Below are 24340 nucleotides of genomic sequence, written 5' to 3' on the forward strand. Positions count from 1 at the left end.
CGGGCCAGGACGATGGAGGGTACGAGTGAAATTCCTAACACGTTTCTTTGGGCCAAACGGCCGGTTTGTTTTTCCGGCGGTGTTGGTGCTTTCACTTTTTTCCAGCGCAACGGTGGCGGGTAACCTTGAACAGGGGGTGACGGATCCCCCGGTTGTCAGTCCCAAGCGTTTGGGCAGCGACGTCAGCGCGTTCTATCTGGGCCTGAGCGGGGCCTATGCATCGGGTGGCACGGACCGATTCGGACTGCGTACCCAGACGGATCTTTTCGAAATCGGAGAGCTGGACCTGAGTGGCGGCTACGGTGGTATCCGTGGCGGTTGGCGTGGTGTTCTGCCGGCAATCGGCGGCCGGGATTATGTTTATGGGTTCGAACTCGGCTATGACTTCGGAAAGATCGACGATGAGGTGTCGATGGATATTGGCACTGTAGCTGTTACTGGCGGATCTGAGGTTTCGGACATTATTTCCCTACGTTTTCGCAACGGTTTGACCAACAAGAGCGGCACCGTTCTGTATTTTGTCTCGGTCGGGTACGTGCAGGGTGACATCACAACGTCAAGCAGCCTGTCCACGGGCGGCACGGTTCAATCCTTTGAAGACAGTGACTCTCGCAATGGGTTTTCAGCCAGTATCGGTGCAGAACACAGTCTGAACGACAACTGGTCGATCACGGGTGAGTTTGAATACGTGCAATTCGACTCGCGCGAGGTTGAATTCGACAACGGGTTCTCAACAAAATCCACCCCTCGCTACCGTGGTTTGCGTTTTGGATTGAATTACACCTTCTGAAGCTGCCTGCGATTGGGGTGGTGCTCGGCTGCGTCTGATTTCGGCGGTTTTACCATCTGTTTGGGAAAAAATGAAACTGTGGCTTGCGCCCACCGAGAAATGTTGTCTACGCTCAGGGTATAAACGCCAAGACAGGAGAACGGATTGGCCATCGGTGCCCTTACCCCACCGCAAGATGACATGCCCCAAAGTGAGGCGTTTGTTGAATTCCCTGACAATCGGTTGTTGATTGATTTGTGCGGCGAGTATGACCGCAACCTGACCGAAATCGAAACGAAGCTGTCTGTCCAGATCGTGCGCCGTGGCAATCAGTTGGTTGTCATGGGTGACGAAGACGCTCAGAAGCAGGCGATAGAGGTGCTGCAGGCACTTTACACCCGTCTGGAAGGTGGGCGCGATGTTGAGGCCGCCGATGTGGATCGCGAATTGCGGATGGGCGGATCGGAACAGGAAACCGGCAGCCGCGACGGTGATCAGCTTGAGATGTTCAAGGGCGGCACGGTTGAGATCAAGACCCGCAAAAAGCTGGTCGAGCCGCGCACAGACGCGCAAAAGGCCTATGTTCAGTCGCTGTTCCAAAATGAACTTGCGTTTGGGATCGGTCCCGCAGGCACGGGTAAGACCTACCTGGCTGTTGCCGCTGGCGTGTCGATGTTTATCGGTGGGCATGTGGATCGGATTATCCTCAGCCGCCCCGCGGTCGAGGCCGGTGAAAAGCTGGGCTATCTGCCCGGTGACATGAAGGACAAGGTCGATCCGTACATGCAGCCGTTGTATGACGCGCTGAATGACTTTTTGCCCGGCAAACAACTGGCCAAGCTGATCGAGGAAAAACGAATCGAAATTGCTCCTCTGGCCTTTATGCGCGGGCGAACCCTGGCCAATGCATTTGTAGTGCTGGATGAGGCGCAAAACGCCACGACCATGCAGATGAAAATGTTTCTGACCCGTCTGGGTGAGGGCAGCCGCATGGTGATCACAGGTGACCGCTCGCAAGTCGACCTGCCGCGCGGGGTTCAGTCGGGGCTGAAAGATGCGGAACGTTTGCTGAAAACGATCCCGAATATCAGCTTTAACTACTTCACCTCGAAAGATGTGGTCCGCCACCCGCTTGTCGCCGCCATTATCGAAGCGTATGAGGCCGACTCGGGCCGTGAGACGGGGTAATCGTCCGCAGCCGCAGGCTTTGGACGTGGTGACATGAACCTTGAACTGACAATTGAAGACGCACGTTGGCAGGGGCTGGAACCCTTGGCCACGCGTGCCATTCAGGCGGTGTTGGACTATTGCAGTCTGGACTCTGACCTGTGTGAAGTCAGCCTTTTGGCCTGTGATGATGCGCGCATCGCCGAACTGAATGCGGAGTTTCGGGAAAAGCCCACACCGACCAATGTGCTCAGCTGGCCCGCCGAGGATTTGGCAGCCGAGGAATCGGGGCAGAGCCCGACGCCGCCTGAGCCGGACTTCACCGGTGAAATCCCGTTGGGGGACATTGCGATTGCCTACGACACCTGCGCGCGCGAGGCGGATGAGGCAGGGAAATCAATGAATGATCACGTCATGCACCTGATCATTCACGGGACCTTGCATCTGCTGGGCTATGATCACATTCGTGACACCGACGCCACTTTGATGGAAACGGTTGAGGTCGCTATACTTGGCAAAATGGGTATCGATGACCCATATAATGTGTAGACGGGCCATCAAGGCCGATTATTTGGAATAGGATTATGGGCGAGACAGACGGCAGTTCTATGGCGGCGCAGGGCGCGCAATCCAGGAACAGCGGTGAAGATAGTAAAGAGAAAGCCGGTTTCTTTTCTCGAATTGTGGATGCGTTTTCGCCGCAGGGCGAGGATGAGGAAAGCCAGGTGACCAACGGTCACGAGGTCGACAAGGCACAGCCGCGCGGCATGATCAACCTGCGGCGGATGCGGGTTGAGGACGTGGCCATCCCAACGGCCGAGATCATCTCGGTCCCTTCAACAATCACCAAGGATGAGCTGGCGCAGGTGTTCCGCGAAAGCGGTCTGTCGCGGATTCCGGTGTATGAGGGCACGCTGGACACGCCTTTGGGGTTCGTCCACCTAAAGGACTTTGCCCTAACCCACGGATTCAACGGTGGGTCCAGTGAATTCGATCTGGTCAAGATGCTGCGGACGTTGCTGTTCGTTCCGCCTTCGATGCCGATTGGGGTTCTGCTGACCAAGATGCAGACGGAACGTCGCCATATGGCGTTGGTGATCGACGAATATGGTGGTGTCGACGGGCTGCTGACGATTGAGGATCTGATCGAACAGGTCGTGGGTGAAATCGCGGATGAACATGACGCGGATGAAGATCAGCTTTGGGTTCAGGACAAGCCGGGTTGTTACATCGTTCAGGCCCGCGTCCCGTTGGAAGAGTTTGAGGCCGAGATCGGGCGCTCGCTGACCAGTCACGAGGACGTGGATGAGGAAGAGATCGACACTCTGGGCGGTCTGGTCTTCATGCTGTCGGGCCGGGTGCCCGCGCGGGGTGAGGTTGTCTTGCATCCTGAAGGCCCTGAATTCGAGGTGATCGACGCCGATCCACGCCGGATCAAGCGTCTGCGCGTCATGTTGCCGGATCTCGTTGTATGAACCCTGCACAGGGTTGGTCCATTTGGCTGAAATGTGCATTGGCGGCGCTGCTGGGTGCGCTGGCGGCGTTTGGCCTTGCCCCGTTTGGTTTGTGGGCGGCAACGCTGGTTGCTCTGGTGCTGCTGGCGCCGTTGTTTCTGTCAACCGAGACTCGTGGCAGGGCCGCCTGGCTGGGCTGGGCTTTTGCCACCGGGTATTTCGCACATGGTCTCAGCTGGATTGTCGAGCCGTTCTTGGTGGACGCAGAACGTCACGCTTGGATGGCACCCTTTGCCCTGATCTTCATGGCCGGAGGGTTGGCGTTGTTCTGGGCGCTGGCCTTCTGGGTCGCGCGGCGGCCTGCGGGTGGCGCAATCACACAAGCTGTTTTTCTGGTTGTGACCGTGTCGCTGGCGGAAATCGCCCGCGGCTATGTGCTGACAGGATTTCCATGGGCGGGGCTGACGCAGGTTTGGGTCGGCTCTCCGGTGGCCCAGCTGTTGTCATTGGTCGGACCCTATGGTTTGGGCGCATTGACCCTGTTGGCGACGTTGCCCTTGGGGGCGGCACTGGCGCAACGCGGTGGATTTGCATTACCGCTTGGACTGACAGTAGGCGCGGCCTGTTTGGCGCTGGGCTATGCCTCCGCGCGCCCGGCGGTTACGGAAACCGATCATGTCGTGCGCCTGATCCAACCGAACGCGCCGCAACATCAAAAATGGGACCCCGAATACGCGCCTTTGTTCTTTGCACGCCAGATAGAGTTTACTGCGGCGCAGCCTCGGCCCGATCTGATTGTTTGGCCCGAAACCTCGGTACCTGCCTGGCTGAGCAGCGCGCAACCCTATCTGGATGCCATTGCCGATGCGGCGCAGGGCACGCCGGTTTTTTTGGGCATTCAGCGTGGTGACGGACCGCGTATCTATAACTCGATGATCTATCTGGATGAGAAGGGCCACCAGCAGGGTCTGTACGACAAGCACCACCTGGCCCCGTTTGGGGAATATGTACCGTTCGGCGAGGTGATGGCAAAATTTGGTATCTTTGGCATGGCGGCGACCACCGGCAATGGGTTCAGCGCTGGGCCCGGGGCAGCTTTGATGGATGCGGGCAAGCTGGGCAAGGCGCTGCCGTTGATCTGTTATGAGGCTGTGTTCACGCAGGATGTTTTGTCCGCGCCGGGGCGCGCGGATTTTCTGTTGCAGATCACCAACGATGCGTGGTTCGGCACACGGTCTGGACCCTATCAGCATCTAGCCCAGGCTCAGATGCGCGCGATTGAGCAAGGCCTGCCGATGATGCGGTCAGCCAATACCGGCGTGTCGGCGATGATTGACCCCTTGGGGCGCATCACGCAGGCGCTTCCATTGGGTCAGGCTGGATTTTTCGATGCAAAACTGCCTGCTCCGTTTGTCTCAACGGTGTATTCCAGGAATGGGGATGTTCCGGTCTTTGTCCTACTGGCGGCTTTCTTCGCGCTGTTTTGGCGCAACGCCCGGCGGGCGCATGCATAATTACCGATTGACCCTGTGTTTGTGTGGGCGTATCTCCTCGCATGCTCGTCACAACGGCTTCCTGGCGTGATGGGGAAATCTTAATGGAGCACTTTCATGTCCCGACAGAACTACACTTTTACTTCGGAATCCGTATCCGAAGGGCATCCGGATAAGGTTTGTGACCGAATCTCGGATGCTGTACTTGACGCATTTCTGAACGAAGAACCCGAAGCCCGCGTGGCGTGCGAAACCTTTGCGACCACCGACCGTGTCGTCATTGGCGGTGAAGTAGGTCTGTCTGATCAGGAAAAACTGCACGACTATATGGGCCGTATCGACGAGATCGCGCGCGCCTGTATCAAGGATATCGGTTACGAGCAGGACAAATTTCACCATGAAACCGTCGAGGTGACGAACCTGCTGCATGAACAATCCGCCCATATCGCACAGGGTGTTGATGCCTCGGACAACAAGGACGAGGGCGCCGGTGACCAAGGCATCATGTTCGGCTATGCCACCACCGAGACCCCCGCGCTGATGCCCGCGCCGATCCAGTATTCCCATGCGATCCTGCGGCGCTTGGCGGAGGTGCGCAAGAACGGGTCTGAGCCCGCGCTGGGCCCGGATGCAAAATCGCAGCTGTCCGTGATCTATCGGGATGGCAAGCCGGTCGGCGTCAGCTCGATCGTGCTGTCGACCCAGCATCTGGATGAGTCGCTGAGCTCGGACGACATCCGCGCCATTGTCGAACCTTATATCACTGAAACCCTGCCCGACGGCTGGCTGAACGCTGATACCGAATGGCACGTGAACCCCACCGGCAAGTTCGTGATTGGCGGTCCTGATGGCGACGCCGGTCTGACTGGGCGCAAGATCATCGTGGACACTTATGGTGGTGCCGCACCGCATGGCGGCGGCGCGTTTTCGGGCAAAGACCCGACCAAGGTGGATCGTTCGGCTGCTTATGCCGCGCGCTATCTGGCCAAGAACGTGGTTGCTGCGGGCATGGCAGAGCGCTGCACCATTCAGCTGAGCTATGCGATTGGTGTGTCCAAGCCGCTGTCGATCTACGCGGATACGCATGGAACGGGTCAGGTGGAGAATGCGGATATCGAGAAAGCCGTTGATAAGGTGATGGATCTGACACCGCGCGGTATTCGTGAGCATCTGCAACTGAACAAGCCGATCTACCAGCGTACGGCGGCCTATGGCCACTTTGGTCGTCAGCCTGATGCGGATGGCGGTTTCAGCTGGGAGCGTACGGATCTGACCGACGCTCTGAAGTCGGCAGTCTGACCGTTCCACAATGAAACGGTGCGCCCTTGCGGGCGCGCTCTATTGTAGGAAATGCAATTTGGGGCGGCGTGTCGGCAGAACTGACGCGACCGCCCCTTGCTTTGACCCCGCCTGCGCAGTATGGGCACCGCCATGAGCACCCAGACACCCCAACGTCCCCGCAGAAACTTCTATGGCCGCTTTAAGGGCAAGGCCCTGAAGCAGAGTCAAAAGACGTATCTGAACGAAGACCTCGATGCTTTGTCGCCTGGTGCGGTGGATTGGGACGCGAATCCTGAACGTCATCCGCTGGACCTAAAGGCACTGTTCGGCGGTAAAGATGTCTGGCTTGAGGTCGGCTTTGGCGGTGGTGAGCACCTAGTCCATCAGGCCGCCAGCAACCCCGATATCGGTATCATTGGGGCCGAGCCGTATATCAACGGCGTCGCCATGTTGCTGGGCAAGATCCGCAAGGCCGGGGTCGAAAACCTGGCCGTTCATCCCGGCGATGCGCGGGATTTGTTCGATGTGCTGCCCGAGGCCAGCATTTCACGGGCGTTTCTTTTGTATCCTGACCCATGGCCCAAGACGCGTCATCACCGTCGGCGATTTGTGACGCAGGAACATCTGGAGCCACTTGCCCGCGCGCTAAAGCCCGGTTCGATTTTTCGCGTTGCCACCGACATTCCCGACTACGTCCGCCAGACGTTGGAGGAGGTTCCACGTGCCGGGTTTGAATGGCTGGCCGAACGCCCCGCTGATTGGCGCGAACCGTGGGATGACTGGATTTCCACCCGCTATGAACAAAAGGCTTTGCGTGAAGGCCGGACGCCACATTACCTGACCTTCCGGCGCAAAGACTGATTGCCGCTGGACCAACCGGCCCCAATTCGCTAATCCGCCTTGAACTGATAGCGAAAACAGGAGCCCCCATGTCCGGACACGGCACGCCCATCCCGATGACCTCGCATCCCTGCGGCCCGTTGACCGGCACGGCAGAAGTGCCCGGTGACAAGTCGATCTCGCACCGGTCGCTGATCCTGGGTGCAATGGCGGTGGGTGAGACCAGAATCTCGGGCCTGCTGGAAGGTGAGGATGTTCTGGACACCGCCAAGGCCATGCGTGTCTTCGGGGCTGAGGTCACGGATCACGGCGACGGTGAATGGAGTGTGCATGGCGTGGGCGTTGGTGGATTTGCCGAGCCCGATCAGGTGATTGATTGCGGCAACTCGGGTACCGGTGTGCGGCTGATCATGGGCGCGATGGCGACCTGCCCGATTTCAGCGACCTTCACGGGTGATGCAAGCCTGAACAAGCGACCGATGGCCCGCGTCACCGATCCACTGGCACTGTTCGGAACGCAATCGGTTGGGCGCTCAGGCGGGCGGCTGCCGATGACCATCGTGGGTGCGGCAGAGCCTGTACCGGTGCGATATGAGGTGCCGGTGCCGTCGGCGCAGGTGAAATCCGCGGTGCTGCTGGCCGGTCTGAACGCGCCGGGCAAGACCGTTGTGATTGAGAAAGAGGCCACCCGTGACCACTCGGAACGGATGCTGGCCGGTTTCGGGGCCGAAATCAACGTCGAGGATACGGATGAAGGCCGGGTGATCACGCTGACCGGCCGCCCTGAGTTGAAACCGCAGGTCATCGCTGTGCCGCGCGACCCGTCCAGCGCGGCCTTTCCGGTATGTGCGGCACTAATCACGCCGGGCTCGGACGTGTTGGTGCCGGGCATCGGCCTGAACCCGACTCGCGCGGGGCTGTTCACCACATTGCGCGAAATGGGTGCGGATCTGACGTACGAAAATGAGCGGGAAGAGGGCGGCGAACCCGTCGCTGATCTGCGCGCGAAATACTCTCCGAATATGAAGGGGATCAATGTGCCGCCCGAACGCGCGGCCTCGATGATCGACGAATATCCTGTGTTGTCTGTGGTTGCGGCCAATGCCAACGGCACCACGATGATGGGTGGCGTGAAAGAGTTGCGCGTCAAGGAAAGCGACCGGATTGACGCCATGGCGCGCGGGTTGCGGGCCAATGGTGTGACCGTGGATGAGGGCGAAGAATGGTGGTCGGTCGAAGGGTTGGGCATCGGTAACGTCCCCGGTGGCGGCACCTGCGAAAGCTATCTGGATCACCGCATTGCCATGTCGTTCATGGTCATGGGGATGGGTGCGAAGTCTCCGGTTTCCGTGGATGACGGCGGACCAATCGCGACCTCGTTCCCGATTTTCGAGCCGCTGATGGCCGCCCTGGGTGCCAAGGTCCAACGCACATGAGTTTCACCGTCGCCATCGACGGCCCTGCGGCGGCGGGCAAGGGGACGATCTCGAAAGGGGTGGCGGCGCTGTTCGGATTTGCGCATCTGGATACGGGGCTGCTGTATCGCGCGGTCGGGCGCCGAACGCTGGACGGGACTGACCCCATCGAGGCGGCGCAGGCATTGACTGCGGAAGAACTGAAACAAGGCGATTTGCGTACGGCCGAGATTGCGCAGGCGGCCTCGAAAGTGGCAGTGATCCCCGAGGTGCGCGCGGCGTTGGTGGATTTCCAGCGCGCCTTTGCCCGTCGGGCAGGGGGGGCTGTGCTGGATGGGCGCGATATCGGAACGGTGATTTGCCCCGAGGCCGAAGTGAAACTGTTTGTTACCGCCAGTGCCGAAGTACGGGCAGAGCGCCGCTTTTTGGAACTGCGCGCAAAGGGCGCTGATGTGACCCGAGAGTTTGTGCTTGCAGATGTGCGCGAACGCGACGTGCGGGATGCCGAACGCAGTGCTGCGCCGATGAAGCCTGCCGCAGATGCTGTGCTGTTGGATACGTCTGATCTGAGTATCGAAGCTGCTTTGGCCCAGGCCGTAGCTCTTGTCGAAAGCAAACGCCCCGCAACGTCCTAACGCCGCGGGGAGTGGTAATTACAGCTCGCCTACGGCGACGGATTTGATCTGCGCCCACTGATCATCAGCGGTTTTTGCTGTGGCTGGCACGTCTTTCAGAAACGCAGCCCGAGTTTCAGCGTTCAGGAACAGATACAGCTTGCCGTCTGTGACCAGATACTGGTCCGGGTCGCCATCAAATTTCTTGCCGACAGACACGCCGAAGGAACAGAACCCGCCGTGCTGTGGCAGATACGCGGTGGGGTTGGCCTCGAACGCCTCGAGATTGGCGGCGCTGGTGAAGTAGTACGATGCCCCGTCGTAGGTCGAGGAATGGGTGGCAAACCCTTCGACCGGGTTACCTTCGTTGACCAGGGCCACCAGATCGACGCCATGTGCTGCCAAGGGCGCGCCAGCAGCCGAGATGCCGTTCGAGACATTGATCTCATCCGCTGCAAAGGCCGGTGCGGCGATCAGGGGCAAAGTGGCGATCAGGGTTGTCAGAACCAGAGATTTCATTGTGTTTTCCTTTCCTGTTCAGGTTCGGGTCGGCGGGGGAGCCAACCGCTGAAACAAAGTTAGTGGCAGTGTTTTGAACGGGCTATCGCAGTAAGATCGGCAAACCTTGCAGATCGTTCAAACTTGTGGCGGCGCACGACATACTCTTCACTAAGCTTTGTTTGGTCAGGGTGCAGGCAGGTACCTATTGTAAAGGAGTAGCCTGCAGGAGAGATGCCATGATCCGACTAGCCCTAGTGTTGATTTTTCTGGCCGGAGGTCTGGCGGCCCAAGATGCGCCTGAGACCGAGCCACCGATGGACTATGAACGTCTGGGCAAGATCCTCTTTGCGCTTGATCCCGAGGCACAGCCGCAGGGGCCGGGCTTTGCTTTGACGCTGTCGGATGTGCCTGTTCTGGTCGTCACGGATATCAGCACTGATCGCATGCGTGCGATGGTGGCGGTTCGTAGTGCTGATGAACTGTCAAAAGAGGAATTGCACAGAATGATGCAGGCCAATTTCGACACCGCTTTGGATGCGCGCTATGCGATTGCCAACGGAATCGTTTGGGCAACATTCATTCATCCGCTTTCGTCTTTGAAGAAGGACCAACTGATCTCTGGCTTGGCGCAGACAGTGAATATCGCTGCAACTTACGGCACGTCCTACACCGGAGGGGCGATTCAATTTGGTGGCGGTGACAGCAACGAATTGCAGCGACAATTGATCGAAGATCTTCTGAAAAAAGGTGAGGAGATTTGACGAGCGTTCAGGATTCGAGCCTGTGATGATACCTGCCCACCCCACAGGTCTCAATCCTGTAGGATAGGTCTGAGTTTCCCAGTGTTATAGGCCCTAGCTGGACGCAATAAAGCTGTTATAGTCTTCGATACGCCATAAGGGAAAGCTGCGATCTAAGTCCAAAACACAAAAAATGGGCACGTAGCTATAATATCCCTTGAGCCAACAGGGACAAAAAAACATGAATAATCGTTTGCGCAAGATCACCATCGTCGGTGGCGGCACAGCAGGGTGGATGACCGCGCTGATACTGGAAATGGTGCTTTCACGCACGTCAGCGGAAAAGGATCGCCCTCGCATATGCCTGATCGAGAGCCCCAATATCGCGACAGTGGGTGTGGGCGAGGCGACAGTGCCGCGCATGCCGGTCACGCTCCGTCAGGCGGGTATTTCCGAGCGGGACTTTTTTCGCGAAACCAACGCGTCGTTCAAACTGGGTGTGAAGTTTTGCAACTGGAACAAGGACCGCAAAGGCAATCGCATCGATTATGTGAACCCCTTTGCGCATGGCCAATTGTTGGAAGGGTTGGAAACAGCCGAGTATTTCTTGCGCCTTGGCAATGGGGATCGGGATTTTACGCGGTCCATCTCACCACATGATGATCTGGCTCGTCTGTGCAAAGGCGCACGGCAGTTGGGGCAGCCTGAATACGAACAGCGGTTTGGCTATGCGTATCATCTGGATGCTGTGAAATTTGCCGGCATGCTCACCAAAGTCTGCACCAAGCGCGGTGTGGAGCATATTCAAGATGAGGTGAAATCGGTCGAACTGGATGAACAGGGCAACGTCAGCCATCTTATGTTGGAACGCCAGGGCCGCCATGACATCGAGATGGTCATAGACTGTACAGGGTTCCGCGGCTTGATCATCAACCAGGCGCTTGGCGAACCGTTTATGGATTACTCGGACTATTTGCCAAATGATCGTGCCATGGCGTTGCAGATTGAGCATCCCAACCCAAAGAAGATTGAAAGCGTCACGCGCTCGACCGCTCTTGGCGCAGGTTGGACCTGGCGGGTGCCTCTCTATAACCGTGTGGGAACGGGTTATGTGTTCTCATCCGCGCATCGCACGGATGATCAGGCGGCGGATGAATACCTCAAATGGCTGGGTGACAGCGGCAAGGGCGCGACGCCGCGCGTGATCCCCATGCGCATTGGGCGTGTGCGCAATGCCTGGGTTAAGAACTGTTTGGCGATCGGCCTGTCCGGCGGGTTTATTGAACCGCTAGAGAGTACGGCGATTCATATGGTCGATCATGCGGTGCGGTGGTTTGCGGAACACTTGCCCACGCGAGACATCGAGCCATCCTTGCGGACGCGGTATAACCGGCAGATGAATAAGCTTTATGATGAGGTTCTGGAGTTCATCTGTCTTCACTATCGATTGGGTAACCGCACTGACGATCAGTATTGGATCGATGCGCGGACAGAGATGAAGATACCGGATCGGTTGGCCGAAAACCTGGAGCTATGGCAGCATCGTCTGCCAATGGAACATGACATCGAATTTGCGACGTTGTTCAACTTTCGCGTTTACCAAACGGTTCTATTGGGTAAACAGGTTTATGATACCGGTTACGGGACCGGCATCCGTGATCGTCTGCGGCCACTAAAGCGACAGATTTGGTTCCAGGGTATGAAGACTGCGAAAGCGCATCTTGCGCAGATCCTCACAAAAATGCCGGATCACAAAATGCTGTTGCATGATATCCGAGGGGAGTTGCAGCGACCAGCATTCGGCAAGACAATGGCGACGAAGCCGACAGTTACGATGCCGGGCGCGGCGCCATCATCCGTACCGATCCAAAACATGCCGAACTTTGCCGAAATCCAAAGCGGCGCGAAGGATTTGCAACTGTTCTAGACCTTCTTTGCGTTCGCTACTGAGGGCGCTTGAGGTGAAACTGAGGGTGGAGTGTTATATCTCTACCCTCAGAATGGCTCTTTGACGCTCTAGGCGCGCGATTGCGGCGACACGGATCAGTTCGGGCGCAGTGACCTTCAATGTGAGCTGATACGAGCTTCTCAAAAAAATGTGAGGAATTCTGAACTAGAGCGCGGATCCTTCGCGCTGCTTTTCTTGCTCGGACGGGGTTGGAGTGTGGTTGAAGACGAATGCCGTTCGACAGGCTTCTTCTCCGCCCAGCTCGGCAATCTTCTTACGCTGATCCTCAAAGGCACGCGCGTTGACCTCTTCGGGATCACATATTTCGCGCAGACGGCGTTCGCCTTCGACCAACGCCGCTTGAACTTCGGGGTCGTTAACTCTGTCCGTGGCGCGATTGGTCTGTTCATTCGGGTCCGATGCAAGATCAAATAGTTGGGGGTCATGCCCAACGTAATAGACATATTTCCACTTGTCCCAGCGCACCATAAAGCTGCCGGTTTTTGACCCCCCGTCATGATATTCACTGAACCCGGTTCGGTTTGGATCATCCGGTGCCGTGGCCAGATCGATAAGCGAAACGCCCGGTTGATCGGCATTGCCTGCATCATCAGGAACACCGCAGACGTCCCGCGCGGTTGCTGCAATGTCTGTCAGGTTTGTACAGGTTGAGACTTGCTTGCCGTTGGGAATACCGGGCCCGGCGAGGATCATCGGAACCCCGGCGCTGGCCTCATACATCACCTGTTTGGTCCAGAACCCCTGATCGCCCATCATGTCGCCATGGTCTGAAACATAGACAATGACCGTATTTTCGGCCTGACCACTTTGGGCCAGAGCTGTCAGGATGCGCCCCACGCAATCGTCCATGAAGGATGTTAGCCCGTAGTATGCGGCCTTGGCTTCGTGCATCTTTTGTTCATCAAAATAGTCATCATAGTTGAAGAACGACGCAATGTTTTGCAGCTCTGCGTGATCAGGGAGGCCTTGGCCATAGCCCACCGGCAGGTCCATATCCGCGGGATCATAAAGGTCGTACCATTCCTCGGGACAAGTCAGCGGATAATGCGGGCTGACCAGGGACACAAAGGCGGCCCATGGTGCATCGTGACGTTTCGGATCGGTCAGCCATGCCTCAGATGCGGCGGTGATATCTAGATCATAGTCGGTATAGGTGCTGGACCCGGTGCCGACATCACCCGCCAGTTCGGCGGCTGAATCATACGCGGGCGGGTTCTCGCGCAGCAGGCCCACGGCCCAACCGATTCCTCCAACGACATGCATAGGGAGTATTTCCTTCGAGAACCCGTTGTCATCCTCGGCCGAGCGAAAATGCAGCTTGCCGATCGAGACGACCTCGCGCCCTGCGTCTCGCAGTTGACGCATCCAACTGCGCGGATGCCCGGCATAGGGTGTCGCGCTGTCCCAGTGACCAGTGGTGTGTACCCAGTCTCCGGTAGACAACGCAGCGCGGGTGGGGACGCACATCGGCGACGGCGTATAGGCCGAGGTGAACATCGTACCCCGCGCCGCCAAGGCATCCAAATTGGGGGTTTTGACGATCGGGTGGCCAGCGCATCCCATCGCGTCCTTACGGTGTTCGTCTGAAATTATGACCAGAAAATTCAAATCGTCTGCTCCTTGATCGCTGGATTGAACCTAGCACCGTTTCGCCGACGGAGGACTTCAACTTGCGACAACTGGGTCGCTTTCCGGCTTTGACTTGCAGTGCTTCAGCAGACTCGCTATAGAGCACGCGTCTGAACAAGGGCGGTCAACGTCCGGATGACGTATCTGAGCAGGGCCGGGTTACCTCGGCCCTTTGTGTTTGTGTAGTCAGATGCGCCCCGGATCACGCCCGAAGGCATCATGAAACAAGACCGGCGGAAACAACCGCTCGGCCAGTAAAAACGTTATGTAAAGGAAAACAACGCCACATGGCTAACGCATCCATGGAGGAATTCGAAGCCCTCCTGAACGAAAGCTTCGAAATGGACACACCCGAAGAGGGTTCTGTTGTCAAAGGCAAGGTTCTGGCGATCGAAGCCGGCCAAGCCATCATCGACGTAGGCTACAAAATGGAAGGCCGCGTTGATCTGAAAGAATTCGCAAATCCCGGCGAAGCCCCTGAAATCGCTGTAGGCGACGAGGTCGAAGTTTACCTGCGCGCCGCAGAAAACGCCCGTGGCGAAGCTGTCATCTCGCGCGAGATGGCCCGCCGTGAAGAGGCATGGGACCGTCTGGAAAAAGCATATGCCGACGACCAGCGCGTCGAAGGTGCAATCTTTGGTCGCGTCAAAGGTGGCTTCACCGTCGATCTGGGTGGTGCAGTTGCGTTCCTGCCCGGCTCGCAGGTTGACGTTCGCCCCGTGCGCGACGCTGGCCCGCTGATGGGTCTGAAGCAGCCGTTCCAGATTCTGAAAATGGACCGCCGCCGTGGCAACATCGTTGTTTCGCGCCGCGCAATCCTGGAAGAATCGCGTGCCGAGCAGCGTGCCGAAGTTATCGGCAACCTGTCCGAAGGTCAGACCGTCGAGGGTGTCGTCAAGAACATCACCGAATACGGTGCATTTGTTGACCTGGGCGGCGTTGACGGCCTGCTGCACGTCACCGACATGGCATGGCGCCGTGTGAACCACCCGTCCGAGATCCTGACGATCGGCGAAACCATCAAGGTTCAGGTCATCAAGATCAACAAAGAGACCCACCGCATCAGCTTGGGTATGAAGCAGCTGCAGGAAGATCCATGGGATCTGGTTGCTGCCAAGTACCCGCTGGGCTCGGTCCATCAGGGCCGCGTTACCAACATCACCGACTACGGCGCGTTCGTCGAGCTGGAAGCCGGTGTCGAAGGTCTGGTGCACGTGTCCGAGATGTCCTGGACCAAGAAAAACGTCCACCCCGGCAAGATCGTTTCGACCAGCCAGGAAGTCGACGTCATGGTTCTGGAAATCGACGGCGCCAAGCGTCGCGTGTCTCTGGGCCTGAAACAGACTCAGCGCAACCCATGGGAAGTGTTTGCAGAAACACACCCCGAGGGCACCGAGGTCGAAGGCGAAGTTAAGAACATCACCGAATTCGGTCTGTTCATTGGCCTCGAAGGCGACATCGACGGCATGGTTCACCTGTCGGACCTGTCCTGGGACGAGCGTGGCGAGGATGCGATCCAGAACTACCGCAAAGGCGACATGGTTTCAGCCGTTGTCTCGGAAGTTGACGTGGAAAAAGAGCGTATCTCGCTGTCGATCAAAGCCCTGGGCGGTGACAAGTTTGCCGAAGCCGTGGGCGGCGTGAAGCGTGGCTCGATCGTGACCGTCGAAGTGACCGCAATCGAAGATGGCGGCATCGAGGTGGAATACGAAGGCATGAAGTCCTTCATCCGCCGTTCGGACCTGTCGCGTGACCGTGCAGAGCAGCGGCCCGAGCGTTTCTCGGTTGGTGACAAGGTCGACGTCCGTGTCACCAACGTTGACAGCAAGACTCGTCGTCTGGGCCTGTCGATCAAAGCACGCGAGATCGCCGAAGAGAAAGAGGCCGTGGAACAGTACGGTTCCTCCGACTCGGGAGCATCGCTGGGCGATATCCTGGGTGCAGCGCTGAAATCGGGCGACTAAGCCCGGGCCTCAGCCTTAGCCGAATTTACGGCCCCGCGTATCCGCGCGGGGCCGTTTTTGTTGCGAATCAATATGTTCCAAAATTTGGGCTTATTCCGGCTGTCGTTCACGCTTTTGCGGTGAATTTCACGCTCGCAAGCAAAAAAACGCGTGACTTGGCGCGAAAATGAAGGCTTTGCACACAGAGTTTACGTTCCCCCGATCACGGTTTTTTCCTATACTGTCCAAATAAATAGAGATGGCTAACCGGTCGCCTGGGAGGGTAACGCTTATGATCCGTTCAGAACTGATTCAGAAAATCGCCGACGAAAACCCGCATCTGTATCAACGCGACGTCGAGCGGATCGTGAATACCGTGTTCGAGGAAGTGACGGATGCCATGGCACGCGGTGACCGCGTAGAGCTACGTGGCTTTGGTGCCTTTTCGGTAAAACAGCGCGACGCGCGCGTTGGCCGCAATCCGCGCACCGGGGAAACTGTTCAGGTCGAAGAAAAATGTGTTCCATTTTTCAAAACTGGCAAGTTGCTTAGGGACCGATTGAACGGTAAAGCCTAGGGCATGATACGCTACCTTCGATATGCTTTTCTGGCGATCCTCGGGATCGTTCTCATCTCCGTCTCGCTGGCCAATCGCGAAACGGTTGAACTGACCCTGATGCCCGAAGCTTTTGCCGAGCTTTTGGGCTTTAACCTCAGCACGTCGCTGCCGCTGTTTGTCGTGGTGCTGGGCGGTGTGGTTGCGGGCCTGATCATCGGCTTCCTGTGGGAATGGCTGCGCGAGCATAAGCATCGCCGTGATGCGACTGCAAAGAAGAGCGAAGTGCGCAAGCTTGAGCGTGAGGTTAAGAAGCTCAAGAAAAAGCAGAACGAAGGTCAGGACGAAGTTCTGGCGCTGTTGGACGAGGCCAGCTGAGGCCCTTTTATGTCTGATGTCTCCGTCAAAATCTGCGGTCTGACCGCCCCTGATCACGTGCGCGCAGCGGTGGATGCTGGCGCACGCTATGTCGGGTTTGTCTTCTTTCCCAAATCGCCCCGCCATCTTGAGGTCCCGGCCGCAGCAGAACTGGCCCATTTGGTGCCCGCCGGGGTTGCCAAGGTCGCCCTGACGGTGAATGCGACGGATGAGGAATTAGACCGGATCGCCGCCAATGTACCGCTGGACATGTTGCAACTTCACGGCAAGGAAAGCCCGGATCGGGTGGCCGAGGTTCGCGACCGATTTGGTTTGCCGGTGATGAAGGCTATCGGCGTGGCCGAGGCAGAAGACCTTGCTGCGATTGATCTCTATTCCGAAGTTGCCGACCAGCTGCTGATCGACGCAAAGCCGCCACGTAACGCGGAATTGCCGGGTGGCAATGGTCTGGCGTTTGACTGGCGTTTGTTGGCGGGACGCAAATACTGGCAACGTCCGTGGATGCTGGCCGGGGGGCTGACGCCCGAGAACGTCGCCGAGGCGATCCGCATGACCGGCGCGCGACAGGTGGATGTCTCGTCAGGAGTCGAAGGCGCACCCGGCGTCAAGGATTCGGCATTGGTCCGGGCTTTTATCGACGCGACCCGGTGATCTGATCGGCAAACACCTGCGTATCCCCGATAGGGGAGGACGTAATCATGCTGGCGGCGATCGGCGGAGTTTCATTGAAACGATGGTACTATGGGCCAGAGTTCTTCTGGCGCGCCCGTCAGGCTTTACTACAAGCGCGCGGTGACCCCTTGTGCCTGCATGCTGGCGTGTTCCCACACCAGGGGCTGTATTTCTCGCTAAGCGTCTGGCACGACCTCGAAGCCATGTTAACCTTTGCCCAGTCGGGTCCCCACCGCCAGGTCGTTCTAGCGGCCAATCGACTGGCAGATGTGAATCAGTTCTATCACTTTCCCTGTATTGCCGTGCCCAGCAACCAGCAGGCGTTACAGATTTGGGCACAGCATGTTCAAGCGGCGGAATGATGCGTTTTGCCATGGCAAATCCTGTCGTCACCTCCTATGAACAACGGGTACGACGAGGGAGACACCCATGGCCAACGATCTTTTCAATTCCTTCATGTCCGGTCCCGACGAAAAGGGCCGTTTCGGCATATTCGGCGGGCGGTTCGTCAGCGAAACGCTGATGCCTCTGATCCTGTCGCTGGAAGAGGAATATGAAAAGGCCAAGGACGATCCCACCTTCTGGGCTGAGATGGACGACCTGTGGGCGAATTATGTGGGCCGCCCGTCACCGCTGTATTTCGCGGAACGCCTGACCGAGCATCTGGGCGGTGCGAAAATCTACCTGAAACGCGATGAGCTGAACCACACCGGCGCGCATAAGATCAACAACGTTCTGGGCCAGATCATTCTGGCGCGGCGCATGGGCAAGACCCGGATAATCGCGGAAACCGGGGCAGGGCAGCACGGCGTAGCAACCGCGACTGTCTGCGCCAAATTCGGCCTGAAATGTGTGGTCTACATGGGCGCGCATGACGTGCAGCGTCAGGCTCCGAATGTGTTCCGCATGCGCCTGCTTGGGGCTGAGGTGATTCCGGTGACCTCTGGCCGTGGCACACTGAAAGACGCGATGAACGACGCGCTGCGCGACTGGGTAACCAATGTCCGCGACACGTTCTATTGCATCGGCACCGTCGCGGGGCCGCATCCGTATCCAGCGATGGTCCGCGATTTCCAGTCGATCATTGGCAAGGAAGCCAAGGAACAGATGATGAAGGCCGAAGGTCGTCTGCCCGACACGATCATTGCCGCCATTGGTGGTGGATCGAACGCGATGGGTCTGTTCTATCCGTTCCTTGATGACAAAGACGTCAACATCATCGGCGTTGAAGCTGGTGGTAAGGGTGTGAACGAAAAGATGGAGCACTGCGCCTCGCTAACTGGCGGGCGTCCGGGCGTGTTGCACGGCAACCGCACCTATCTGCTGCAGGATGATGACGGACAGATTCTCGAAGGCTATTCGATCTCGGCCGGTCTGGATTATCCGGGTATCGGTCCCGAGCACTCGTGGCTGCACGACATTGGCCGGGCGAACTATGTCTCGATCACTGACACAGAGGCACTGGAAGCGTTCCAGCTGTGCTGCGCGACCGAGGGCATCATCCCGGCGTTGGAACCCTGCCACGCGTTGGCGCATGTGATGAAAATTGCGCCGGAGCTGCCCAAGGATCACCTGATCTGCATGAACATGTGTGGGCGTGGCGACAAGGACGTACAGACCGTGGCCAAATATCTGAACTTCGACATGTCGGATACCGAAGGCCGCAGCGCAGACTGACCAAGCGGTAAAATTTGAAATTTTTGAAAAGAACGGCGCAGCTGAAACGGGTGCGCCGTTTTGTTTTTAGATACAGGCCTTTTCAAATATTGCGCAACTGGGTAATTTTGTTGCGCGACAGCCACAGGTCTGATTTCGGTCCTCAAAAAATTATTGAGCGAATCCAGCGGCTTCACCTAAACCCGCCGTTACCGGTCACATCGGGCCGGACCCTAGCGGGCAGAGGTGATCACTCTCTCGGTGCGGACGGCGCTGCCGAAACCGTATGCCAGGGCCGAAACCGGGGATTGGTACGCTTTGTAGCTCAGTTGGATAGAGCGGCAGGTTTCCCATCTGTAGGCGAAGGTTCAATTCCTTCCAAAGCTCCAAATGTAGCTCATTCTGGTGAGAGCAATCGACCGCAAATCGATGTGTAACGGGTTCGAATCCCGTCATTTGACAAAGCTGTTAAGTCAGCACCGGCCTTCCACGCCGGCCCGTGAAAACGGTCCAAAATCATAAGGGTCCGGGTGTTCCCCAGCAGGGGTGACACCGCGCAACGCCAGGCTTTGGCCGGGCGGGGCAGGGGTCTTCGCTGCTCTGGTCTTGGGCCAGAGGGTAGATGACGGTGCCGCCGGATCGGTGCCCCGCTTAGCCCTTTGGGCAAGGTGGCGCATCGGTCCCGCGCCCCTCTCTCTGACCTTCCCGCGCAGGGGCATGGCGCGGGGGATGCTCGGATCTTTCCTGCCTTCGTCCGAAGGCCTCACACCTGTCACCCGTCCGGGGTGCAACCCACTGAAAACATGAAAAGGAGTTCGCATTTGCGACGACGATAGAGCGAGACGAAAAGGAGAAATGAAATGACACTGTTCCAAGATCTGATTGACCGGCTGACTGGCCACCGGCGGCTGACCCTGACCGAGACCCAGCGGATGCTGGTCCTGCGCAACGGGGTGTTCGATGCAATCCTGGGTGCCGGGAAACACCGGCTGCCGCGCAAGGATGTGCTGACCGAGTTGCACGATCTGGAGAAGCTCTTTTTCGTGTCGCCCTATGAACGGGCACTGATGCAGAACCGGCCCGAGTTGGCCGCCAAGCATCTGACCGAGTTCCGGGCTGGGCCTGACGAGGTTCTGGTTCTGCTGCGGGATGGGGTCCCTGTTCGGGTGCTGAACCCCGAAGCGCGGGCGCTGGTCTGGAAGGCCGCAGGGCCGTGGAAGGTCGAGCATCACGCGCTGACCGAGACCATGGTTATTCCCAAAGTGGCGGCTCAGCGGTTGGTTCGGGCCGGGCTGCGGCTGAACCTGACGCAGGTCGAGGTTGCCGAAGGGCATACCGGGCTGCTGACGGTTGACGGGGTACTGGTGGATCAACTGGACCCTGGGGCGCATGCCTTCTGGAAAGTGGGGCGAAACGTCGAGGTTAAACAGATCGACCTGCGGCAACGGACCCATGAGGTGACAGGGCAAGAGATCCTGACCAAGGACCGGGTTACCATCCGGGTCAACCTGTCTGCCGATTACCGGGTCATTGATCCGGTCACGGCGGTAGGGTCGGTCAAGGACTTCGATCAGGCCTTGCACCGGGCGCTGCAACTGGCGTTCCGGAAGACCTTGGGGGCGATGACGCTGGACCGGCTGCTTGCTGAGAAAGTGACCGTCGACAGCGAAGCCGCGGATCGGGTGCGGACACAGATGGCCAGAATCGGTATCGAAGTGGGGGAGATCGCGTTGAAAGACGTCATCCTGCCCGGGGAGATGCGGGAGATCCTGACCGCCGTGGTCGCCGCCGAGAAACAGGCTGAGGCCAACGTCATCCGGCGGCGGGAAGAAACCAACGCCACGCGGTCCCTACTGAACACCGCGAAGGTGATGGCGGAAAACCCGGTGATGCTGCGGTTGAAAGAGCTGGAAGCTCTGGAAACCATCGCCGGGAAGGTCGAGCGGCTGACGGTCCATAACGGGACTGAAGGGCTGATGTCTGACCTTGTCAAACTGCGGGAGTGATCCCGAATAAGGGCCGGTCCGGGGTTTCCTGGGCCGGTCCGCTTACTCTGAAGCGGCGTTTTCTTTCAGAAGGCGTAGCGGAATGATCTCAAGCGCCCGCTGATGGGTCGCCTCAAGATGCACCTTGGGCGCGCAACCTTCGTCATGGGCCTGCAGGAAGCGCGCGGCGCACAGGCACCAACTGTCACCGGGGTTCAGACCCGGAAAGTTGAACTCCGGGCGCGGGGTGCTCAGGTCGTTTCCAACGTATTTCGAAAAGGCCAGAAACTCGGCCGTCATCACCGCGCAAACCGTGTGGCTGCCCTGATCTTCGGGGCAGGTATTGCAAGCCCCGTCCCGAAAGAAACCAGTCAGCGGATCACGGGAACAGGGGCTGAGAACGCCGCCCAATACATTGATACTGTCTTGTTTTTGCATAGGACCACCTTACAGGCTTTGGGCGATCTTGCGGAACATTTCTATGTTTGCTTCGTTGATGCCGGGATCGCGGAACTGGCGATCTGCGCCGGTTGTGACGATCAGCACGCCGCGCGGCTGGTCGAAATAGATGTACTGGCCGTACACACCACGGGCCAGAAATTCACCGTCATGCGCGCCAAGGGGAATCCACCACTGATAACCATAGCCGATCTCGCCGGGCGCAGTCGGTGCGCTGGGCAGGACGGATTCGGTGATCCAGTCGACCGGGACCAGTTGCTGGCCGTCATGGACGCCATTTTGCAGGATCATCTGACCAAAGCGTGCGAAATCGCGCGTGGTGAAGTTCAATCCACCTAACACAAAAGCAACCCCGGTACCGTCAGTCACGTAATAGCCGTCGTGTTCCAGCCCTAGTGGCTGAATGATCTTTTCGACCAATAATTCCGTCACGCTGCGCCCCGTGGCCCCACGGATGACCATCCCGATTACATGGGTGTCGATCGACACGTATTGCCAGGTCTCGCCCGGCGTGGCGAACGTATCCTGCAGTGAGGCCGCGAAATCGTCCAACTCTCCGCCCAAGGCGATGACACGACCCATTCGGTTGATGTCCGAATTCGGGTCGAAATAATCCTCATCGAAAGTAACTCCGCTGGCCATGTTCAACACATTGCGGATCGACGCGCCGTTATAAGCGGTGCCCTCCAACTGCGGCGCATATTTCACCACGGGATCGTCCAGCGAGTCGATTGCGCCCTCGGCCAACAGGATGCCGAAAAGCGCGGACAGATAGCTTTTGGCCACCGACCACGAAATCCGGCGATCCTCGGGCGTGGTGCCCAGATAGTATTCTTCGAACCGGATTTGCCCGTCCTGCATCACCAGAAGAGAGGTGACAGCGCGATCTTCGATCCACGCATCGGTATCCTCGGGCAGATCAAAGCCGGGTCCGTAAGGCAATTCCCAGGTCGGCCCGTCGCCACGGGGCAAGTCGACCGTCAGGAAAGCGTCGTTCATATGAGAGAAGTTGTGAACGATCTTTTCCTCGGAAAACAACGAGTTCACGGCCATAAGGCGTTGCAGTTCTTCGCGTTTCCAGAACCCGACAACGACCGCTGCCAGCACCAGCATCAACACGATGCGCAGCACCCATTTCAACATAGATCTCATATGTCGCCTCCCTGATCCATGCTGCATTGGAACGCGCCAAAAGCCGTTGTGCAATTGGGACGTTGCGGCAAGGTCACCCGTCTTATTTGAACTTGTCCAGTAGCTTCTGCATGGCCGAGCGCGTATCGACCTCTGGTTCTGCAGCAGGTTTGGCGGTTGCTTTGGGCGCCTCGGCCGGTGACTTTGACGACCGGGGCGGGGCTGTGCGTAGGGCGACGGCGTTCATGAACTTGCCGCCATCCCCGTCGGCCAGATAGCCTGCACCGTCCGACACGCCGCGCAACACGTCGTCAAGCCAGTCAGCGTCGGCCTTGGCAAAGTCGCCCAGGACGTAAGGAGAGACCATTTCCTTTCGGCCCGGATGCCCGATCCCCAGCCGTACTCGATCATAGGCGGGGCTGATATGTTCGTGGATTGAACGTAGCCCGTTGTGCCCGGCATGCCCGCCGCCCGCCTTGACGCGCACCTTGCCGGGGGCGAGGTCCAGCTCATCATGAAAGATCGTCACATCGGTCGAGTCGAGCTTGTAAAACCGCATCGCCTCACCCACGGACTGACCAGAACGGTTCATGAAGGTCTGCGGTTTGATCAGCAGTACCTTTTCGCGGCCTAACCGACCTTCGGAGATCTCGGCCTGAAACTTGGATTTCCACGGCCCAAAGCCGTGATCCTCGGCAATGCGGTCAACAGCCAAAAAGCCGATATTGTGCCGGTTGCGGGCATATTTCGATCCCGGGTTCCCCAATCCGACAAACAATTTCATAGTCTCGTCCTTGTGCATTGCAACATGTGCAGGTGGTTGATGACACGGAATGCCACCGGTTTTCTAGCCCATGTGCGCCAAAAGAAAACGGGGCCCGATCAAGGCCCCGTTTCCAAATCCGAATTGTTGGGTCCGGACTTATTCTTCTGCTTCTTCCTGGCCGACGACTTCAACTTCGTCAACTGCCACTTCTTCGCCTTCTTCCTCATCGTCGTCGGTCGCCAGACCGGTCGGTGCCGAAACGTTGGCTATCACGAAGTCACGGTCGATGGTCGGCTTAGTGCCTGCGGGCAGGTCCACGGCCGAGATGGTGACAACGTCGTTGATCTCCATGCCGGTTACATCGACGGTGATCTTCTCAGGAATGTCACCTGCGGTACACATCAGTTCGACTTCCGGACGGACAACGGTCAGAACGCCGCCCTTTTTGATGCCGGGTGCTTCTTCTTCGTTGATGAACTCAACTGGGATGAACAGCGCGATCTTAGTGGTCCGACGCAGGCGCATCAGGTCCAGGTGGGTCGGCAGGTCTTTGACAACGTCACGCTGAACGTCGCGGCAGATGACACGAACGTCTTCGTGGCCTTCAACCTTCAGGTTCCACAGGGTCGACTTGAACCGGCCTGCTTTCAGGCGCTTGAACAGGACGTTGAACGGGATCTGAATCGGCAGCGGCTCTTTATCGCCACCAAAAACAATGCCCGGAACCATGCCGTCGCGGCGTGCTTGACGAGCGGCGCCCTTGCCTGTCCCCGTCCGTTCCAGAGCTACGAGATCAGGAATCTCTCCAGCCATGATAATTCTCCAATGTTAGGGCGGGCATCCTCCAAGGCTGTATGCCCGCGTGAAGCCGCGTCCTTATCTCGATTCATTGGGTTTGGAAAGGGGTTCACCCGAATAATTT

Annotated in this window: 24 protein-coding genes, 1 tRNA gene and 1 riboswitch; of the genes, 19 read left to right on the top strand and 6 right to left on the bottom strand. The window is 58.0% G+C overall.

Annotation, left to right across the window (positions count from 1 at the left end; genetic code table 11):
• Window positions 1–25 precede the first annotated feature (25 nt).
• The 9 genes from ACR0JB_RS18310 to ACR0JB_RS18350 all read left to right on the top strand — a co-directional run bounded on the left by ACR0JB_RS18310 (window position 26) and on the right by ACR0JB_RS18350 (window position 9054).
• Window positions 26–790: an outer membrane protein gene (locus tag ACR0JB_RS18310; RefSeq protein ID WP_170351772.1), complete on the top strand. Its 765-nt coding sequence runs from the start codon at window positions 26–28 to the stop codon at window positions 788–790.
• 144 nt (window positions 791–934) lie between these two features.
• A complete protein-coding gene (locus ACR0JB_RS18315) occupies window positions 935–1957 on the top strand; it encodes a PhoH family protein (protein WP_170351771.1) in 1023 nt (340 codons plus the stop codon).
• A gap of 33 nt (window positions 1958–1990) precedes the next feature.
• A complete protein-coding gene (ybeY, locus tag ACR0JB_RS18320; protein WP_170399138.1) occupies window positions 1991–2485 on the top strand; it encodes an rRNA maturation RNase YbeY in 495 nt (164 codons plus the stop codon).
• 35 nt (window positions 2486–2520) lie between these two features.
• Window positions 2521–3411 (top strand): hemolysin family protein, encoded by an 891-nt coding sequence (locus ACR0JB_RS18325; RefSeq protein WP_170399141.1) that lies wholly within the window; start codon window positions 2521–2523, stop codon window positions 3409–3411.
• Window positions 3408–4904: an apolipoprotein N-acyltransferase gene (gene lnt, locus ACR0JB_RS18330; protein ID WP_170399144.1), complete on the top strand. Its 1497-nt coding sequence runs from the start codon at window positions 3408–3410 to the stop codon at window positions 4902–4904. The genes ACR0JB_RS18325 and lnt overlap by 4 nt, the downstream gene beginning before the upstream one ends.
• 42 nt (window positions 4905–4946) lie before the next feature.
• Window positions 4947–4995, top strand: a riboswitch (SAM-SAH riboswitch).
• A 5-nt stretch (window positions 4996–5000) separates the two neighbouring features.
• Window positions 5001–6182, top strand: a complete 1182-nt coding sequence (gene metK, locus ACR0JB_RS18335) for a methionine adenosyltransferase (protein WP_170399147.1) — start codon at window positions 5001–5003, stop codon at window positions 6180–6182.
• Between the two features lie 132 nt (window positions 6183–6314).
• Window positions 6315–7025 (top strand): tRNA (guanine(46)-N(7))-methyltransferase TrmB, encoded by a 711-nt coding sequence (gene trmB / locus ACR0JB_RS18340; protein ID WP_170399150.1) that lies wholly within the window; start codon window positions 6315–6317, stop codon window positions 7023–7025.
• A gap of 68 nt (window positions 7026–7093) precedes the next feature.
• The gene (gene aroA, locus ACR0JB_RS18345) at window positions 7094–8440 is read left to right on the top strand and encodes a 3-phosphoshikimate 1-carboxyvinyltransferase (protein ID WP_170399154.1); all 1347 of its coding nucleotides are present in this window, start codon (window positions 7094–7096) and stop codon (window positions 8438–8440) included.
• On the top strand, window positions 8437–9054 hold the full coding sequence (locus ACR0JB_RS18350; RefSeq protein WP_170399155.1) for a (d)CMP kinase: 618 nt from the start codon (window positions 8437–8439) through the stop codon (window positions 9052–9054). The genes aroA and ACR0JB_RS18350 overlap by 4 nt, the downstream gene beginning before the upstream one ends.
• A gap of 18 nt (window positions 9055–9072) precedes the next feature.
• On the opposite strand, the gene ACR0JB_RS18355 is transcribed toward ACR0JB_RS18350, so the two are convergent.
• Entirely contained in the window at window positions 9073–9552 is a 480-nt protein-coding gene (locus ACR0JB_RS18355; protein ID WP_170351763.1) for a YHS domain-containing (seleno)protein, read from the bottom strand.
• 218 nt (window positions 9553–9770) lie between these two features.
• Between ACR0JB_RS18355 and ACR0JB_RS18360 the strand changes: the two genes are divergently transcribed.
• Both ACR0JB_RS18360 and ACR0JB_RS18365 read left to right on the top strand, forming a co-directional pair.
• Entirely contained in the window at window positions 9771–10295 is a 525-nt protein-coding gene (locus tag ACR0JB_RS18360) for a hypothetical protein (protein ID WP_170378974.1), read from the top strand.
• A 220-nt stretch (window positions 10296–10515) separates the two neighbouring features.
• Entirely contained in the window at window positions 10516–12201 is a 1686-nt protein-coding gene (locus ACR0JB_RS18365) for a tryptophan halogenase family protein (RefSeq protein WP_480790169.1), read from the top strand.
• A 186-nt stretch (window positions 12202–12387) separates the two neighbouring features.
• Here ACR0JB_RS18365 and ACR0JB_RS18370 read toward each other — a convergent pair whose 3' ends face one another.
• The gene (locus ACR0JB_RS18370; RefSeq protein ID WP_254437470.1) at window positions 12388–13851 is read right to left on the bottom strand and encodes a sulfatase family protein; all 1464 of its coding nucleotides are present in this window, start codon (window positions 13849–13851) and stop codon (window positions 12388–12390) included.
• Window positions 13852–14159: 308 nt separating this feature from the next.
• Between ACR0JB_RS18370 and rpsA the strand changes: the two genes are divergently transcribed.
• The 8 genes from rpsA to ACR0JB_RS18410 all read left to right on the top strand — a co-directional run bounded on the left by rpsA (window position 14160) and on the right by ACR0JB_RS18410 (window position 21083).
• Window positions 14160–15836 carry a 30S ribosomal protein S1 gene (rpsA, locus tag ACR0JB_RS18375; protein WP_010438032.1) on the top strand — a complete coding sequence of 559 codons (1677 nt, stop codon included), beginning with the start codon at window positions 14160–14162 and terminating at the stop codon, window positions 15834–15836.
• Window positions 15837–16107: 271 nt separating this feature from the next.
• Window positions 16108–16392: an integration host factor subunit beta gene (gene ihfB / locus ACR0JB_RS18380; protein ID WP_037310872.1), complete on the top strand. Its 285-nt coding sequence runs from the start codon at window positions 16108–16110 to the stop codon at window positions 16390–16392.
• 3 nt (window positions 16393–16395) lie between these two features.
• The gene (locus tag ACR0JB_RS18385) at window positions 16396–16749 is read left to right on the top strand and encodes a lipopolysaccharide assembly protein LapA domain-containing protein (protein WP_170351760.1); all 354 of its coding nucleotides are present in this window, start codon (window positions 16396–16398) and stop codon (window positions 16747–16749) included.
• A gap of 9 nt (window positions 16750–16758) precedes the next feature.
• The gene (locus tag ACR0JB_RS18390; protein WP_170399158.1) at window positions 16759–17400 is read left to right on the top strand and encodes a phosphoribosylanthranilate isomerase; all 642 of its coding nucleotides are present in this window, start codon (window positions 16759–16761) and stop codon (window positions 17398–17400) included.
• Between the two features lie 47 nt (window positions 17401–17447).
• Entirely contained in the window at window positions 17448–17783 is a 336-nt protein-coding gene (locus ACR0JB_RS18395; protein WP_170399161.1) for a hypothetical protein, read from the top strand.
• A gap of 67 nt (window positions 17784–17850) precedes the next feature.
• Window positions 17851–19098, top strand: coding sequence for a tryptophan synthase subunit beta (gene trpB, locus ACR0JB_RS18400; RefSeq protein ID WP_170351757.1), 1248 nt, complete (start codon window positions 17851–17853; stop codon window positions 19096–19098).
• A gap of 293 nt (window positions 19099–19391) precedes the next feature.
• Window positions 19392–19464, top strand: a tRNA-Gly gene (locus ACR0JB_RS18405).
• A gap of 473 nt (window positions 19465–19937) precedes the next feature.
• Window positions 19938–21083, top strand: a complete 1146-nt coding sequence (locus ACR0JB_RS18410) for a slipin family protein (RefSeq protein ID WP_480790170.1) — start codon at window positions 19938–19940, stop codon at window positions 21081–21083.
• Between the two features lie 42 nt (window positions 21084–21125).
• Here ACR0JB_RS18410 and ACR0JB_RS18415 read toward each other — a convergent pair whose 3' ends face one another.
• The 4 genes from ACR0JB_RS18415 to ACR0JB_RS18430 all read right to left on the bottom strand — a co-directional run bounded on the left by ACR0JB_RS18415 (window position 21126) and on the right by ACR0JB_RS18430 (window position 24231).
• Window positions 21126–21500 carry a DUF2237 family protein gene (locus tag ACR0JB_RS18415; protein ID WP_170351755.1) on the bottom strand — a complete coding sequence of 125 codons (375 nt, stop codon included), beginning with the start codon at window positions 21498–21500 and terminating at the stop codon, window positions 21126–21128.
• Window positions 21501–21509: 9 nt separating this feature from the next.
• Window positions 21510–22673, bottom strand: a complete 1164-nt coding sequence (locus tag ACR0JB_RS18420) for a serine hydrolase domain-containing protein (protein ID WP_170399168.1) — start codon at window positions 22671–22673, stop codon at window positions 21510–21512.
• Window positions 22674–22755: 82 nt separating this feature from the next.
• Window positions 22756–23436 carry an aminoacyl-tRNA hydrolase gene (pth, locus tag ACR0JB_RS18425; RefSeq protein ID WP_170399171.1) on the bottom strand — a complete coding sequence of 227 codons (681 nt, stop codon included), beginning with the start codon at window positions 23434–23436 and terminating at the stop codon, window positions 22756–22758.
• 138 nt (window positions 23437–23574) lie between these two features.
• Window positions 23575–24231, bottom strand: a complete 657-nt coding sequence (locus tag ACR0JB_RS18430) for a 50S ribosomal protein L25/general stress protein Ctc (protein WP_170399175.1) — start codon at window positions 24229–24231, stop codon at window positions 23575–23577.
• Between the last annotated feature and the right edge of the window lie 109 nt (window positions 24232–24340).

The sequence above is a fragment of the Ruegeria sp. BI7 genome (genome assembly GCF_056537925.1).